At 71.0% G+C, this 12,954-nt stretch carries 12 protein-coding genes and 1 riboswitch; of the genes, 4 read left to right on the forward strand and 8 right to left on the reverse strand.

Annotated elements, in window-relative coordinates:
• Positions 1 to 17 precede the first annotated feature (17 nt).
• Complete coding sequence (locus ACZ4A5_RS16425; protein WP_467583462.1) at positions 18 to 674, reverse strand: mechanosensitive ion channel family protein; 657 nt, start codon at positions 672 to 674, stop codon at positions 18 to 20.
• 181 nt (positions 675 to 855) lie between these two features.
• Positions 856 to 1,030: riboswitch (M-box (ykoK) riboswitch) on the forward strand.
• Positions 1,031 to 1,324: 294 nt separating this feature from the next.
• Here ACZ4A5_RS16425 and ACZ4A5_RS16430 point away from each other — a divergent pair.
• Positions 1,325 to 2,968, forward strand: coding sequence for an Nramp family divalent metal transporter (locus ACZ4A5_RS16430; protein ID WP_467583465.1), 1,644 nt, complete (start codon positions 1,325 to 1,327; stop codon positions 2,966 to 2,968).
• Positions 2,969 to 2,987: 19 nt separating this feature from the next.
• On the opposite strand, the gene ACZ4A5_RS16435 is transcribed toward ACZ4A5_RS16430, so the two are convergent.
• Positions 2,988 to 3,503, reverse strand: coding sequence for a DUF4232 domain-containing protein (locus tag ACZ4A5_RS16435; RefSeq protein ID WP_467583467.1), 516 nt, complete (start codon positions 3,501 to 3,503; stop codon positions 2,988 to 2,990).
• A gap of 345 nt (positions 3,504 to 3,848) precedes the next feature.
• Here ACZ4A5_RS16435 and ACZ4A5_RS16440 point away from each other — a divergent pair, with 345 nt between their 5' ends.
• Positions 3,849 to 5,387 carry a helix-turn-helix domain-containing protein gene (locus ACZ4A5_RS16440; RefSeq protein ID WP_467583470.1) on the forward strand — a complete coding sequence of 513 codons (1,539 nt, stop codon included), beginning with the start codon at positions 3,849 to 3,851 and terminating at the stop codon, positions 5,385 to 5,387.
• A 118-nt stretch (positions 5,388 to 5,505) separates the two neighbouring features.
• Here the strand turns inward: ACZ4A5_RS16440 and ACZ4A5_RS16445 are convergent, their stop codons facing one another.
• On the reverse strand, positions 5,506 to 7,506 hold the full coding sequence (locus ACZ4A5_RS16445; protein ID WP_467583474.1) for a M6 family metalloprotease domain-containing protein: 2,001 nt from the start codon (positions 7,504 to 7,506) through the stop codon (positions 5,506 to 5,508).
• Between the two features lie 478 nt (positions 7,507 to 7,984).
• Here ACZ4A5_RS16445 and ACZ4A5_RS16450 point away from each other — a divergent pair, with 478 nt between their 5' ends.
• A complete protein-coding gene (locus tag ACZ4A5_RS16450; protein ID WP_467583477.1) occupies positions 7,985 to 8,428 on the forward strand; it encodes a hypothetical protein in 444 nt (147 codons plus the stop codon).
• A 139-nt stretch (positions 8,429 to 8,567) separates the two neighbouring features.
• Positions 8,568 to 9,335 carry a class I SAM-dependent methyltransferase gene (locus ACZ4A5_RS16455; protein ID WP_467583479.1) on the forward strand — a complete coding sequence of 256 codons (768 nt, stop codon included), beginning with the start codon at positions 8,568 to 8,570 and terminating at the stop codon, positions 9,333 to 9,335.
• 53 nt (positions 9,336 to 9,388) lie between these two features.
• On the opposite strand, the gene upp is transcribed toward ACZ4A5_RS16455, so the two are convergent.
• From upp to ACZ4A5_RS16480, 5 genes are all read right to left on the reverse strand, one after another.
• Complete coding sequence (gene upp / locus ACZ4A5_RS16460) at positions 9,389 to 10,084, reverse strand: uracil phosphoribosyltransferase (RefSeq protein ID WP_467583481.1); 696 nt, start codon at positions 10,082 to 10,084, stop codon at positions 9,389 to 9,391.
• 68 nt (positions 10,085 to 10,152) lie between these two features.
• A complete protein-coding gene (locus ACZ4A5_RS16465) occupies positions 10,153 to 11,346 on the reverse strand; it encodes a questin oxidase family protein (protein ID WP_467583484.1) in 1,194 nt (397 codons plus the stop codon).
• Positions 11,339 to 11,791 carry a DMT family transporter gene (locus tag ACZ4A5_RS16470; RefSeq protein ID WP_467583487.1) on the reverse strand — a complete coding sequence of 151 codons (453 nt, stop codon included), beginning with the start codon at positions 11,789 to 11,791 and terminating at the stop codon, positions 11,339 to 11,341. The genes ACZ4A5_RS16465 and ACZ4A5_RS16470 overlap by 8 nt, the downstream gene beginning before the upstream one ends.
• Before the next feature lie 3 nt (positions 11,792 to 11,794).
• A complete protein-coding gene (locus tag ACZ4A5_RS16475) occupies positions 11,795 to 12,265 on the reverse strand; it encodes a DMT family transporter (protein WP_467583490.1) in 471 nt (156 codons plus the stop codon).
• A 2-nt stretch (positions 12,266 to 12,267) separates the two neighbouring features.
• Positions 12,268 to 12,951, reverse strand: a complete 684-nt coding sequence (locus ACZ4A5_RS16480) for an HAD family hydrolase (protein ID WP_467583493.1) — start codon at positions 12,949 to 12,951, stop codon at positions 12,268 to 12,270.
• Positions 12,952 to 12,954 lie beyond the last annotated feature (3 nt).

Consider the following 12,954-nt stretch of genomic DNA (forward strand, 5'->3'; position numbering starts at 1 on the left):
TCCGTCCGGCCCGTACGTCAGGCCGCCGGCGTCTCGCGGTGCGGCGGTCCGATGGCCGCGCCCAGGACGGCGTTGTTGGGGATGAGTGTCCGGCCGTCGTCGGTGCGCAGCTCGACGAACAGCAGGGTCATGTCGGTGACTTCGCCCTCGATGCGGCCGCCGAGCGGGCCCGACTGCACGCTGATCCGCTCGCCGATCGTGAACGGGTGCGCCACCATCAGCACCAGGCCCGCGAAGATGTTGCCCAGCACCGGCTGCGCGGCGATGCCCAGCAGCACACCGGTCAGCGCGCCGCCCAGCAGCAGCTTCCCCCACGGCACCCGCAGGAGGCTCAGGGCGCCCAGGATCACCAGCGCGTAGCCGGACAGCAGGCACAGCACCCGGAGCGCGGCGGAGCGGTTGTCGCTGATCCGGCCGGTGAGCAGCTTCACCAGGTCGTCCGTCGCGCCGCGGACCGCGATCAGGGCGCCCACCAGGAAGACCCCCGCGCTGACGCCGGCGATCACCCGGGAGGTCAGCGACTGGTGGCTGCCCGGGCTGCCCAGCAGTCCGCCGAAGGTGAGCGACACGACGAGCCCGCCGAGGGCGAGCGAGGTGATGACGACGGCCCGCCGCGTACGGATCACCCCGCGCCAGTGCAGCCGTCGCCCGAGGGCGACAGGATCTGCGGTCATGCTGTCGTGGTCCACCGATGAGCCCCTTGTGGTGCGGATGTCGCGCAGCAGACTACCCACGGCCCCGGGGCCGCGAAGGCCGTGCTCCGCTCGCGCCGGACCGGGGCGAGGGTCAAGCCTTGGCCAAACAGTTGCATGCTTGCGCAAGTAAGGGTCTATGCTGCTGGAGGTTCGAAATCAGCAGGCACCTCGTTCGGTGAGGCGTCTGCACGGACACAGGCCACTGACCCCACGACGTCGAGAGACGCCCAGGGTCAGGACAGGTCTCCCCGACTTAAGGGGTGACCCCAAGTGGCTTCCCCGCCAGCGGGGATCACGCCGTGCAGTGCCAAAGCTCTGACGAGTTGGGGTGAACCGGGCATGCCCGGTCCGCTCCTTGCCGAGTCGTCGACGCGCCCAGCGTCCCGGCCGGAAGGAGGCGAGAGACATGGATTGCGGTTGCAGTAGTCCGGGCCATAGTCGGCCCCCGTTCCGCATGCCCTCGCCCTTCTCCGGCACACGGTAACCACCTTCCCCGCGGGCACGACCGTGCCACCGCCCTCACCCGCTCGGCCACCGGCCGACCCGGGTCGCAGTGCTGCGCGCCCGCGGGTGGAACGTGGCCGCGCGCCACCGACTCCTCGCCTGCCCAGGCGTCCGGGAGGCTCCCCATGACCGACCTGATCACCGACACCACCATCCCGGCGCCGCGCAGCGCGGTGCTGGACGACGCCCACATCGGCGACATCCGCGGCGCGCTGGGCACCATCAGGCAGGACGACCACGGCGAACGCCGCGGCCTGTCCGCCAAGTTCAAGACACTGCTCGCCATCGTCGGCCCGGGGCTGATCGTGATGGTCGGCGACAACGACGCGGGCGCCTTCGCCACCTACGGCCAGGCTGGCCAGAACTACGGCACCAGCCTGCTGTGGACCCTGCTCCTGCTGATCCCCGTGCTCTACGTCAACCAGGAGATGGTCCTGCGGCTGGGCGCGGTGACCGGGGTCGGGCACGCCCGGCTCATCCTGGAGCGGTTCGGGAAGTTCTGGGGAGCCTTCTCCGTCATCGATCTGTTCCTGCTCAACGCGCTGACGCTGGTGACCGAGTTCATCGGGATCACGCTGGCGACCGGCTATCTCGGGCTGCCCAAGGTGGCGTCGGTGATCCTGGCCGCCGCGATCATCATCGCCTCGGCGTTCACCGGGTCCTTCCGCCGCTTCGAGCGGGTCGCCATCACCCTGTGCGCGGGCAGCCTGCTGCTCGTCCCCGTCTATTTCCTGGTGCACCCGAAGTCCTCGCAGATGGGCCACGACTTCGTCGTCCCCGTCATCCCCGGCGGCTCCGGCGAGCTGGCCACCGTCATGCTGCTGATCATCGGCATCGTCGGCACGACCGTGGCGCCCTGGCAGCTGTTCTTCCAGCAGTCCTACGTCATCGACAAGCGCATCACCCCCCGCTTCATGAAGTACGAGAAGGCCGACCTGTGGCTCGGCATCGGCGTCGTCGTGATCGGCGCCGCCGCCATGATGGGCATCGCGTCCGCGGCCTTCGCCGGGACGGGGCGCTCCGGCGGCTTCACGGACGCCGGGGGCCTGGCCACCGGCATCGAGGCGCACGCCGGGAAGCTCGCCGGGGCGCTCTTCGCGATCGCCCTGCTGGACGCCTCCGTCATCGGCGCGTTCGCGGTCTCGCTGTCCACCGCCTACGCCATCGGCGACGTCCTCGGCATGAAGCACTCGCTGCACCGCGGCATCAAGGGCGCCAAGGGCTTCTACGCGGTCTACGCCGGGCTGGTCGCCACGGCCGCCGCCATCGTGCTGATCCCCGGCTCCCCGCTGGGCCTGCTCACCGAGGGCGTCCAGACCCTCGCCGGAGTGCTGCTCCCGTCCGCCTCGGTCTTCCTGCTGCTGCTCTGCAACGACAAGCAGGTCCTGGGGCCGTGGGCCAACGGTCCCAAGACCAACGCCTTCACCTCGGCGGTCGTCGGCGTCCTCGTCACCCTCTCGGTCATCCTGACCGCGTCCGTCCTTTTCCCCGGCATCAGCGCGGGCGCGATCCTCGACATCATGGCCGCCTGCGGCGTCGCCGGGGTGCTCGCCGCCGGTTACGCCTTCACCCGGCGGCGCACCGGGACGAAGGAGGACCCCATCGACCGCACCGGCAGGGACACCTGGCGGATGCCCCCGCTGGAGACCCTCGCCCGCCCGGTCATGGCCACCGGCCGCAAGATCGGCATGGGGGCGCTGCGGGTGTACCTCCTGGCGGCGATGGTCCTCGTCGTCGTCAAGCTCGTCGGGGTCGCGCTCGGTCAGTGAACCCGGCTGCGGCGGGCGGTCACCACACCAGCGCGTCGGCCGGGTTGGACTGCCAGTAGGTGACCGCCGCCGAGTCGTCGATCCACGTGCCCTTGGGCAGGGTGAGCGTGGCGGACGAGCCGGCGGTGCCGTCGGCGTCGGGGAGGAAGACCTCCAGCTTCCCGGCCGTACGGCCGTGCGCGGCGCTGCCGTCGCCGGCCGAGAGGCCGATGCCCGCGTACGCGGACTCGCCCGGGGCCAGGGTCACCACGGCCTGCGGGCGGCTGTCCTCGACGGCCCGGGTCACGGCCTGGTCCTCGTCGAAGCGCAGGAAGGGGTAGGCGTAGGCGTCGCAGGCGGTGCGGCCGGTGTTGGTGACGGTCAGCAGGTCGTGGTTGACCGGCCTGCTGACGGGCTGCACCGACACCTTGGTGTTGCCCGCGGTGCAGGCGGCGGTGGTCGCGCCGGACGACGGGGCGGCCTGGCCAGGGGTGGCCGTCAGGGCGACGGCCGCGGCGGCGAACACGGCGGAGGCGGTGAGGCTGAGGGTACGCATGGTGAGCTCCCGTTCGATGTGGTGCGTGCGATGTGGTGACGTGGAACGTCAGATGAGGCCGGTGAGTAGCGCGAGCGTGGTGCTGACGGACGTGCAGAGCACGATCAGGGCCACGACATCCGCGACTTCGAGGCAGGGGCGGATCCGGGTCCGCACGGCGACTCCTGTCCGACGGCGCGGCCCGGCCGTCCGCCGGGCGCCGCTTTCGTGTCCACAGCCTGCGAGCCGCCCCGCCCCGGCGGCAAGGCCCGCCGGGCGTTCGGGGACGCTGGAACGGTCCCGTATAGGCTGAGCTGGGGGGAAATCGCGCCCTGGAACGCGGTCCTGGGACGGGGAATTGCCGGTATGGCCGAGGGAATACAAGAGTTCGCAGCCCGGCTCACCGAGCTGAAGGAGCGCTCGGGCCACAGCTACAGCACCCTGGGCAAGCGGTTGCACATGAGCACGTCCACGGTGCATCGCTATTGCAACGGTGCCGCCGTGCCCACCGAGTACGCGCCGGTGGAGCGCTTCGCCCGCCTCTGCGGGGCGTCGCCGGAGGAACTCGTCGACCTGCACCGCCGCTGGATCCTGGCGGACGACGCGCGCCGCCGGAAGACGCAGGGGGCGGGCGCCGGAACCACGGCCCCGGCCGCGGCCTCCGGTACGACGGAGCCGGCCCGTACGACCGCGCCAACCCGTACGACCGCGCCGGAGCCCCCGGCCGGGCCCGTCGGCACGGCCGGAGCCGCGAGCGCCGACCGCGCTCCGGCCGAACCCACGCGCACACCGCCCCCGGTCGCCGAACCCACGCCCCCTCCGGCCGCCGCCGAACCCGCCCGTACGACGGAGCCCGACCCCTCCGGCACGATCGAAGCCACGGCCCCCGAGCCCGCCGGAACGGCCGGCCCCGCTCCGGCGGCCGAGCCCGGGCCCTCCAGAGCCACCGGCGGAGCGTCCCGCTCCCGCCGCCGTCTCGCGCTGATCGCCGCCGCCGTCGCCGTGCTCGTACCCACCGCCGTCGTCGCCGGGTACGCGGCGACCACCTCTCCCCCGGCGCACCGCGCCGAGAAGAACGCGACAGCGGCCGAGCCGGACTCCGGCCTCACGCGCCGCGCGTCCGGCCGCGCGCCCGCCCCCTCCGGCAGCCCGTCGCCCGGCGGCACGCCTTCCGCGATGCCGAGCACCTCTCCGAGCCCCGGCGGCGGGACGTCCGCGGCGCCGCGGGAGGAGACGAAGCCGGACGGCGAGCGGACCACCGAACAGCCCACCGGCACACCCCTGACCGTCAGCGTCCGCCCGTACGTCCTGCCCGATCGCTGCGACCAGCTGTACGTGTCGGGGCGCCTCCCCGCCCAGGTTCCCGAACCGCCCGCCGGGGACGACGCGCGCGACTGGGCGACCGCGCTGCGGGCCGTGCCGGGCGGTCAGATGCGGATCGAGGTGACCGTGCAGGGAAAGACCGGCCAGGCGGTCGTGCTGCACGCGCTGCACATCCGCGTGCTGCGGCGCGCGGCGCCGCTCGCGTGGAACGCCTACACGATGGGCGACGCCTGCGGCAGCGGGCTCGCCCCGTCCCACTTCGACGTCGACCTCGACCGCGACCGGCCCGAGGCCCGGGCCGTGGCCGGCAAGCAGGGCGACATCACGATCCCGGCGACCGACTTCCCGTACAGGACGACCTCCACGGACCCCCAGGTGCTGGACGTCACCGCCCACACCGCCGGCCAGGACGTCACCTGGTATCTGGAGCTGGAGTGGAGCAGCGGCGGCCGGCACGGGCGGCTGAAGGTCGACGACCACGGGCAGCCGTTCCGTACGAGCGCGGTCAAGACCCGCCCGCAGTACACGTACCGGTTCGACGAGAAGCGCTGGGAGCCGCTCGCGGACTACGCGCGCCGGTGACGGGTCCGGCCCGCACGACCGGGGGACGGCTCGCGCCCCAGCGGGTCCCGCTCGGGCTCTCCGCGTCCGGTCCGCACGACCGGGGAGCTCCGGCCGTGCGGACCTCGGGGCAGGTGCCTCACCTCTTGAGCGAGCAGGTGGCCCGGGCCGTCTTGTGCGGGTCGCTCTCGGAGCGGGCGGTGAGCGTGACCGTGCCCTTGTGCTCCGCGCCCGCCTTCGCCGCCACGGCGACGTCCACGGGAACCGGTGCGCCGGGCGCGGCGGAGGTGAGCCGGTCGGGCAGCCACGCGGACCAGCCGCGGCCGGAGGCGGTGGCCGACAGGCGGTAGATGTCGGTGGACCCCGGCGAGCCGGTGTTCGCGAGGGCGAAGGTGCACAGGGCCCGCCCGTCCGCCGCCCCGCCCTTGGCCGTGCCCTTGCCGAGGCCCACTCCGCGGGCCTGCGTCCCGGCGCCGTCGAGGGACTTCACGCCGACGCTGTAGGAGAGCACGCCGCTCGCGTCGCGCCGCACGTCGAGGATGTAGAAGTGCAGCCGGTTGGCCTCGTCGACGTATTCGTACGAGCTGCCGCTGTCGGCGCCCGCGTGGAAGAGCGCGTCGCTGAGCTGGCGGTAGTCGCCCATGGTGATCTTCTGCGGGGTGCCGTCGGGGCGCCGGAAGTCCACCAGGCCGATGTCCTCGGGGTGCGCGTCGACCACCCAGGCGAAGGGCGCGTCGTCGGCGTTCTTGGTCTTGGTGAGCAGGACGCCGTGGTCGGGCGTGAAGGAGTCCATGCCCATGCGGTCGACGACCTCGACGGTGTAGTTGTCGTAACCGCCGCCGTCGCAGAGGGGGTCGGTGGTCCGGTCGCAGGACGGGGACAGGTCGCTGCCCATGGCGACGTTGATCCCGGAGAGCCCCTTCTCACCGGGCGGCGCCGAGCGCGCGGTGACGCGGGCCACGACGGGGCCGGAGTCCTTGAGGGCGTCGCGGTCGAGCCGCAGGACGTTCTTGTCGTCGACGATGCCGAGCTTCATCTTGTCCCGCAGGACGTGCTCGGCACCCATGGAGCCCCCGGCGGTGGCCGGTATCCGCCAGCGGGTGTGCGGGCCTCCCGGGCCGTTGAACGAGCCGCGCGAGAGCATGCCCCAGATCCCCGTGTAGGAGCGGCTGAGCGGGGTGCCGTAGGGGTTGTTGTAGTTGTCCCCTATCCCCAGGATATGGCTGAACTCGTGGGCGAAGGTGGCCATTCCGGAGCTCTCCGCCTGGGTGGACGAGCCGTTCTCGGCGTTGGGCCAGATGCGGGCTGCGGCCTGCCAGGAGGTCCAGGGCACATAGCGGGTCCGGGCGGTGTTCCCCCCGCTCGCGACGGGCGACGGCGGCCCCCAGGCCGCCGGCACGTCCTCGGGGCCGCGGAACCTCATCTGCCCGAACTCCTGCCAGACGGAGGACTCGTCCACTCCGGCGGTGAGGTAGAAGACGAAGTCGAAGTCCGCCGTCCGGCTCTCCCCGACATCGGCGACCCAGGCGCGCCTGCCGTCGGCGCGGATGTCCTTGCCGCAGGTGTCCTGCCGCGGGCAGGCGCCGGGGTTCATCCCCTCGTCTATGCCGTACTGGTACGACTTCCCCGGCAGGCGGTACGCGCCGAAGGCGGTGAGGTCCACGCCGATGCGCCCGCCGGAGTCCTCCATCCAGTATTCGTTGATGGTGTGGCCGTGGTTGAGCGGTCCGGGCTTGTTCAGGAAGTCCTGGTAGAAGGCGGGCACGCGTTCGCGGGGGATGCCGGACGCGGTGCTCTGCGGATTGCCGAAGAGCGTGGAGCCCGCCGGTTTGCTGATGGAGAAGTCCTCGTCGGGGTAGTCCAGCAGCACCAGCGCGCCCTTGAACGTGCGCCGAGTGGGCTTGACCGCGGGATTCGCCCAGTCCGTGCCGGGCACCGAGCGGTATTCGGCCCACGTCATGTCATCGGGGTTGCGCCAGTGCTGCGGGTCGACCGGCCGCACGAGCGGCGGCCGGTGCCCGGCGGCGCCGTCGGGCAGCGCCCGCGCGGTCCCGGATGCCAGGGCGGCGACGACACCGAGCAGCAGGGCGAGGATTCCGAGGCGGCGTAATCGCCGGGGACGCGTGCGACGGAGGTACATGACTCACCTCGTGTCTGAAGTCATCGGACGAGGACATGGCAAGTCGTGCGATGGATGTGCCCATCGGGGCCAAGGTAAGTCGAGTGGCCCGGAGAAGCCAGGGTGCCGACAGAGCGGTACGGGTCGGGCGTGCCCCAATCGACCCATGAGGGACGAGACTTGGCCACTTTCGGGTGAGTCGCCGCATGCTCACACGGCCCCCTGGGCATTCATGGTCACGAATCGGTCCAGCCGCCTGATTCACGCCAAGTCCCGTACGCAAGAAGGGAGTCGCCCCATCCCGCGACGCCGCGGCCTCCGCCCGGTGCGCGGCATCCGTGACGCATGGCGACACGGCCCCCGGCCGATGTCCACCCATATGAAGGAAACCGGTCCGTTCTCTCTTCCCAGGGCCCCGCGGCACCAAGAATGCTCGCGCAGCAAGAGCACGGCTCCCGTGGCCGGGCAACGCCCACGGGGCCCATAGCAAGGAGAACGCATGTCTCGCGCATCGATGCGCCGTATCGCGGCCGTCACCGCCTCGGCCGCCCTGCTGTCCGGAATCGCCGCGGCGGCCGGCACCGCCGCCTACGCCGGCGAGAACCCCCAGCCGACCCCGGCCAAGAGCGCCCCGGCCATGCACGGCCACAAGGGCGAGCACGGCCACGAGCACGGCAAGGGCGACCACGACAAGGGCCACGGGCACGGCAAGGGCGCCGAGCACGGCAAGGGCGACCGCGACAAGGCCGCGGGCCTCCACGCCGGCTGGGAGAAGGGCGTCGACAAGAAGAAGGACCACTGGGACGCCAAGCACAAGTGCTGGCAGCGCTTCGACGCCGACTCCCGCACCTTCGCCCAGTGGGACGAGAAGGGCCACTGCTGGAAGCGCATGGTCAACGGTCACTGGCAGAAGTGGGACAACGCCCACAAGGCGTGGAAGTAACCCCTGACGCCCGGCCGGCGTGACACCGGCCGCCGGGCGGGCCCCTTCCGCGGCCCGCCCGGCACCCCGGCGGGCGCGGGGCCGCCGGGCACCAAGAAATCCGGTGGCGCGGCCATGAATCATCCGTGATGATCCAGATATGTCGAGAACGTTCGAAGACCTGGTGGCCGAGGCCGAGGCCGTTTCCGTCGACGGCTGGGACTTCTCCTGGCTCGCCGGGCGAGCCACCGAGGCCAGGCCCTCCTGGGGCTATCAGCGCGCCATGGGCGAGCGGCTCGCGCGCGCGTCGGCCGCCCTGGACATCCAGACGGGCGGCGGGGAGGTCCTCGCGGGCGCCCCGGTACTGCCCCCGCTGATGGTGGCCACGGAATCCTGGCCGCCGAACGTCGCGCACGCCACCGCGCTGCTGCACCCGCGCGGCGCCGCCGTCGTCGCGGACGAGGACGAGCCCCCGCTGCCGTTCGCCGACGCGGCCTTCGACCTCGTGACCAGCCGCCACCCCGTGACCGTGTGGTGGGACGAGATCGCCCGTGTGCTCCGGCCCGGCGGCACGTATTTCTCCCAGCAGGTGGGCCCGGCAAGCGTCTTCGAGCTGGTCGAGTTCTTCCTCGGCCCGCAGCCCGCGGAGATCCGCGGCAAGCGGCACCCCGAGGACGCGCGGCGGGCCGCGGAGGCCGCCGGCCTCCAGGTCGTGGACCTGCGCTCCGAATCGCTGCGGATGGAGTTCCTCGACATCGGCGCGGTGATCTATTTCCTGCGCAAGGTGATCTGGATGGTGCCCGGATTCACCGTGGAGCACTACCGCGACCGGCTCCGGGAGCTCCACGAACGAATCGACGCCGAAGGCCCCTTCGTCGCCCACTCCAGCCGGTTCCTGATCGAGGCGCGCAAGCCGGACCACGGGTGACGCCGGTCGTACGGCGCGGTCTCAGGCCGCGCCGTACGACCGCCCCGGACGCCTCACGCGTCGGTGCCGTAGAAGCGGTCCCCGAAGTCGCCGATGCCCGGCATCATGTACGCGTTCTCGTTCAGCCGCTCCTCGATCGCGGACGTCACGATCCTCACCTTCGGGAAGCGCTCGCAGACGGTGGCGATGCCTTCCGGCACGGTGATGAAGTTGACGAAGACGATGTTCTCCTCCTTCACCCCGTGGTCGAGCAGCAGCTGGATCGCTGCGAGCGCCGTGCCACCGGTGGCGAGCATGGGCTCCAGCAGCAGCACGTGCCGCTCGGCGATGTCGTCCGGGAGATTCGAGTAGTAGAGCTTCGGCAGCTTGGTGACCTTGTCCCGCTGCATCAGGATCTTGCCGATGCGCACGCCCGGGCACACGGCGCGGAGTTCGCCCTCCATGCTCTCCCCGGCGCGGATGATCGGGACGCCGCAGAGCTTTCCGGCGAAACGCAGGCCGTGGTATTCGCGGCCCACGGGAGTCTCGACGATCCGCTCCTCGAAGGGCAGCAGGTCGAGGCCGGCCTCGATGAGCATGCGGATGATCCGCTCCGAATGGAAGACGAAGTCCTCCCGGCGCGCGTGCCGGTCGCGGATGATCGTGTGCAGGGCGCGCAGCTGCTTCGTCTGCGGCAGCAGGCGCACATTCTCGCCGAGGTACTTCTCGATCGACACGGTCGGCTCCGTCGCTGTGGTCGTGCTGGACATGATGGCTTTTCTCCCCGCGGTCGGATCTGTTCTCCGGCGCCTCTGACGGCGCCGCCCTGCTCTGTTCGCTATTCCGTCGGCGGCTGCTCGAAGGACGGGGGCAGGCCCGGGGTCACCGTGAACTGCCCGGCGGTGGCGCGGTAGACGGACCGGAATCCCGTGCGCTGCCACATCCGCCGCATCACATAGACCAGCTTCGGGTTGTGCTCCTCGTCCTCCTCGAAGGCGCGGAGGACCGTCTGCCGCCAGTCCTGGGCCCACACCTCGGGCACGTCCGCGTCGACGGCGTCCCGGAAGGCCGCGTGCAGGCCGGCCAGCTTCGCGCGGGCCGGGAAGTCGGCGCCGGAGAAGATCACGCACAGCATGCCGATCCAGAAGCACTTGACCACGTGCTTGCGCTGCTCGGCGGGCAGCTTGCCCGCGATCTGCTCCATCGCGTGCAGGGAGGTGATCAGGTGCAGGAGGACGAAGTCGCCCGGCACGGCCAGATAGAGCAGGGACACGACGTAGTAGAGCTGCTCCCAGCTCTCCTCGGCGTCCTGCTCGTCGATCCAGGCGGGCGTGCGGTAGATCAGCGGGTGTCCGGCGCCCAGCAGCCGCGCGATGCGGTACTGCAGGCCGGAGCGGGCGAGTTCGGGGTGGATGCCCTCGGCGATGCCGACGGCGGTGTCACCGACGAGCTCCCGGACCCAGTTCTGGAGCGCGTCGCGGTCCTCCTCCCAGGCGCCCGCGACGCGGAGCAGGGAATCCACGGCCCGCTCACCCTCGGCACCGCCGTCCTCGGCCCTTTCCGGGTGGCACGAGACGTACGAGAAGGCCATGTACGCGAGGCCCTCGATGGACATCCACCGGTTCCCGGCGTCGATCGCCCAGCCCAGATGGATGGTGGCGTGCGTGAAGGCGCCGACCCAGCCGGGCAGCAGCGCGGGCACATACCGGCGGAGCAGTTCGTCGGTGCCGAGCGCCTTCTCCTGCTGGTCGAAGAACGCGCAATAGGCGGAGAAGCTGGTGCGCTGCCCGAGGAATTCCCGCCAATTGTCCTCGGTGATCTCGTACTTCGACTCCTTCGGCGGCTCCAGGCCATAGCCGTACGTGGTGAGCCGCGCGTAGTTCTCGTAGTACGCCCTGATCTGCTCGGGGCTCGCGCCGAGGCCGTCGAGGGCGATGACCGCGTGCTTGACGTGGTTGCTGAGGTGACCGTTGAACTCGATGTGGTACGTACGGTCGTTCAGCAGTCGCTCGACCACAGTGACGTCAGTCATTTCCCTTGCCTTTCTCACGGGACGCGCTTGTCACTCGCGACAAGTACATTCCGGCGATGACGATGACGACGCCCAGGACGCGCAGGGCGCCGGGCGTCTTGTTCTGGTTGTGGAAGTCGATGAGCACCGCGGTGACCATCTGGCCGCTGATCACCAGCAGCGCGGCGTTCATCGCGCCGAGCCTCGGGAACACATAGCTGTTCACGGCCACGAACAGGGCCCCGAAGAAGCCCCCGAGATAGGCGGCCGCGGGCGCGGAGCCGGCGTCGCCGAATTTCCAGTCGCCCAGGACGAGGAGCACGAGCGTGAGGAAGAGGAAGCCGACGACGTGATTCCACAGGGAGGCCCGGAAGGGGCCGATGCCCATGCTCAGGCGGCCGTTGACCGCCCGGCTGGTGCCGATGACCATGCCGTTCAGCAGGGCCAGCAGGATGAAGGGGAGCATCGGTCACTCACCGCCGAAGATGATCAGCGCGCTGCCGGTGAGGACGGTCAGCACCACGAGGAGATCGGCGAGCACCAGGCGGCGCCTGGGCGTGCCGAAGAGGCCGAAGGAGTCCGACAGGATGCCGAAGAGCACCTGGCCCACCAGCATGAGCGCGATGGTGCCGGAGAGCTCCAGGCTGCTGTTCACCGCGATGGCGGCGAGCATCACGGTGAAGGCGCCGGGAATGCCGCCCAGATAGCACCAGCGCGGCATTTTCCCGCGCTTCTCCTCCGCCTTCGCGCCACCGGACCGGAATGCCTTGGTGGTCAGCAGGACGAGGACGAGAGCGGCCACGGCGCCGACACCGTGGGCGACCCACGAACCGAATGCCGACGAGGTGTGCTTGGCCAGCAGGCTGTTGTAGTTGGTCATCAGCGCGAGGAGGACTCCTCCCGTGATGCCCAGGAGCCAGTCCTTCGACCGTCCGAGCACGATTACCGGCCCTCGCCCGTGGTGGGGAATGCCGCGGCGACGCATGTCAGGACGTCCGCGAAGGAGTCGGCGAGCCACGTCGGGCCGGCCGAGTTCAGCTCTTCGAGGCTGTGGATTCCGTAGGTGACGGCGATGGAGCGCATTCCGGCGGCCTTGGCCATCAGCAGGTCGTGGGTCGTGTCGCCCACCATGACCGCCTGCTCGGCGGAGACCTGGAGCTTTTCCATGACCGCGTGGCCGGACTCGGGGTCGGGCTTCGGCCTGCTCACCTGGTCCGCGCCGATCACGACGGCGAAGAGGTCGCGCAGCCCCGCGGCGGTGAGCAGCGCGTCGGCGCTGGCGTGGAACTTGCTCGTCGCGACGGCGAGGACAAGTCCCTTCTCCCGCAGGGATCTCAGGCCCTCGTCGACACCGGGGAAGAGCAGTTCGCCGGCTCTAGGGAGGATGATTTCCCGGAACAGCCGCTGGTACTGCCGGACGCCCTCGGCGACCCGGTCGTCGTCCAGGGATATGCCCATGAGCTTGCTGAAAGCCTGCTCCAGCGGCAGGCCGATGGTGGCGCGCACGGCCGACGGGTCGGGCGCCGCCAGATCCATGGCGGCGAACGCCGCCGTGAAGGTCTCCACGATCGCGCGGGGGGTGTCGACAAGTGTGCCGTCCAGGTCGAAGACCACGACGTCTGTCATGTG

The sequence above is a fragment of the Streptomyces sp. NPDC025618 genome, from assembly GCF_055558795.1.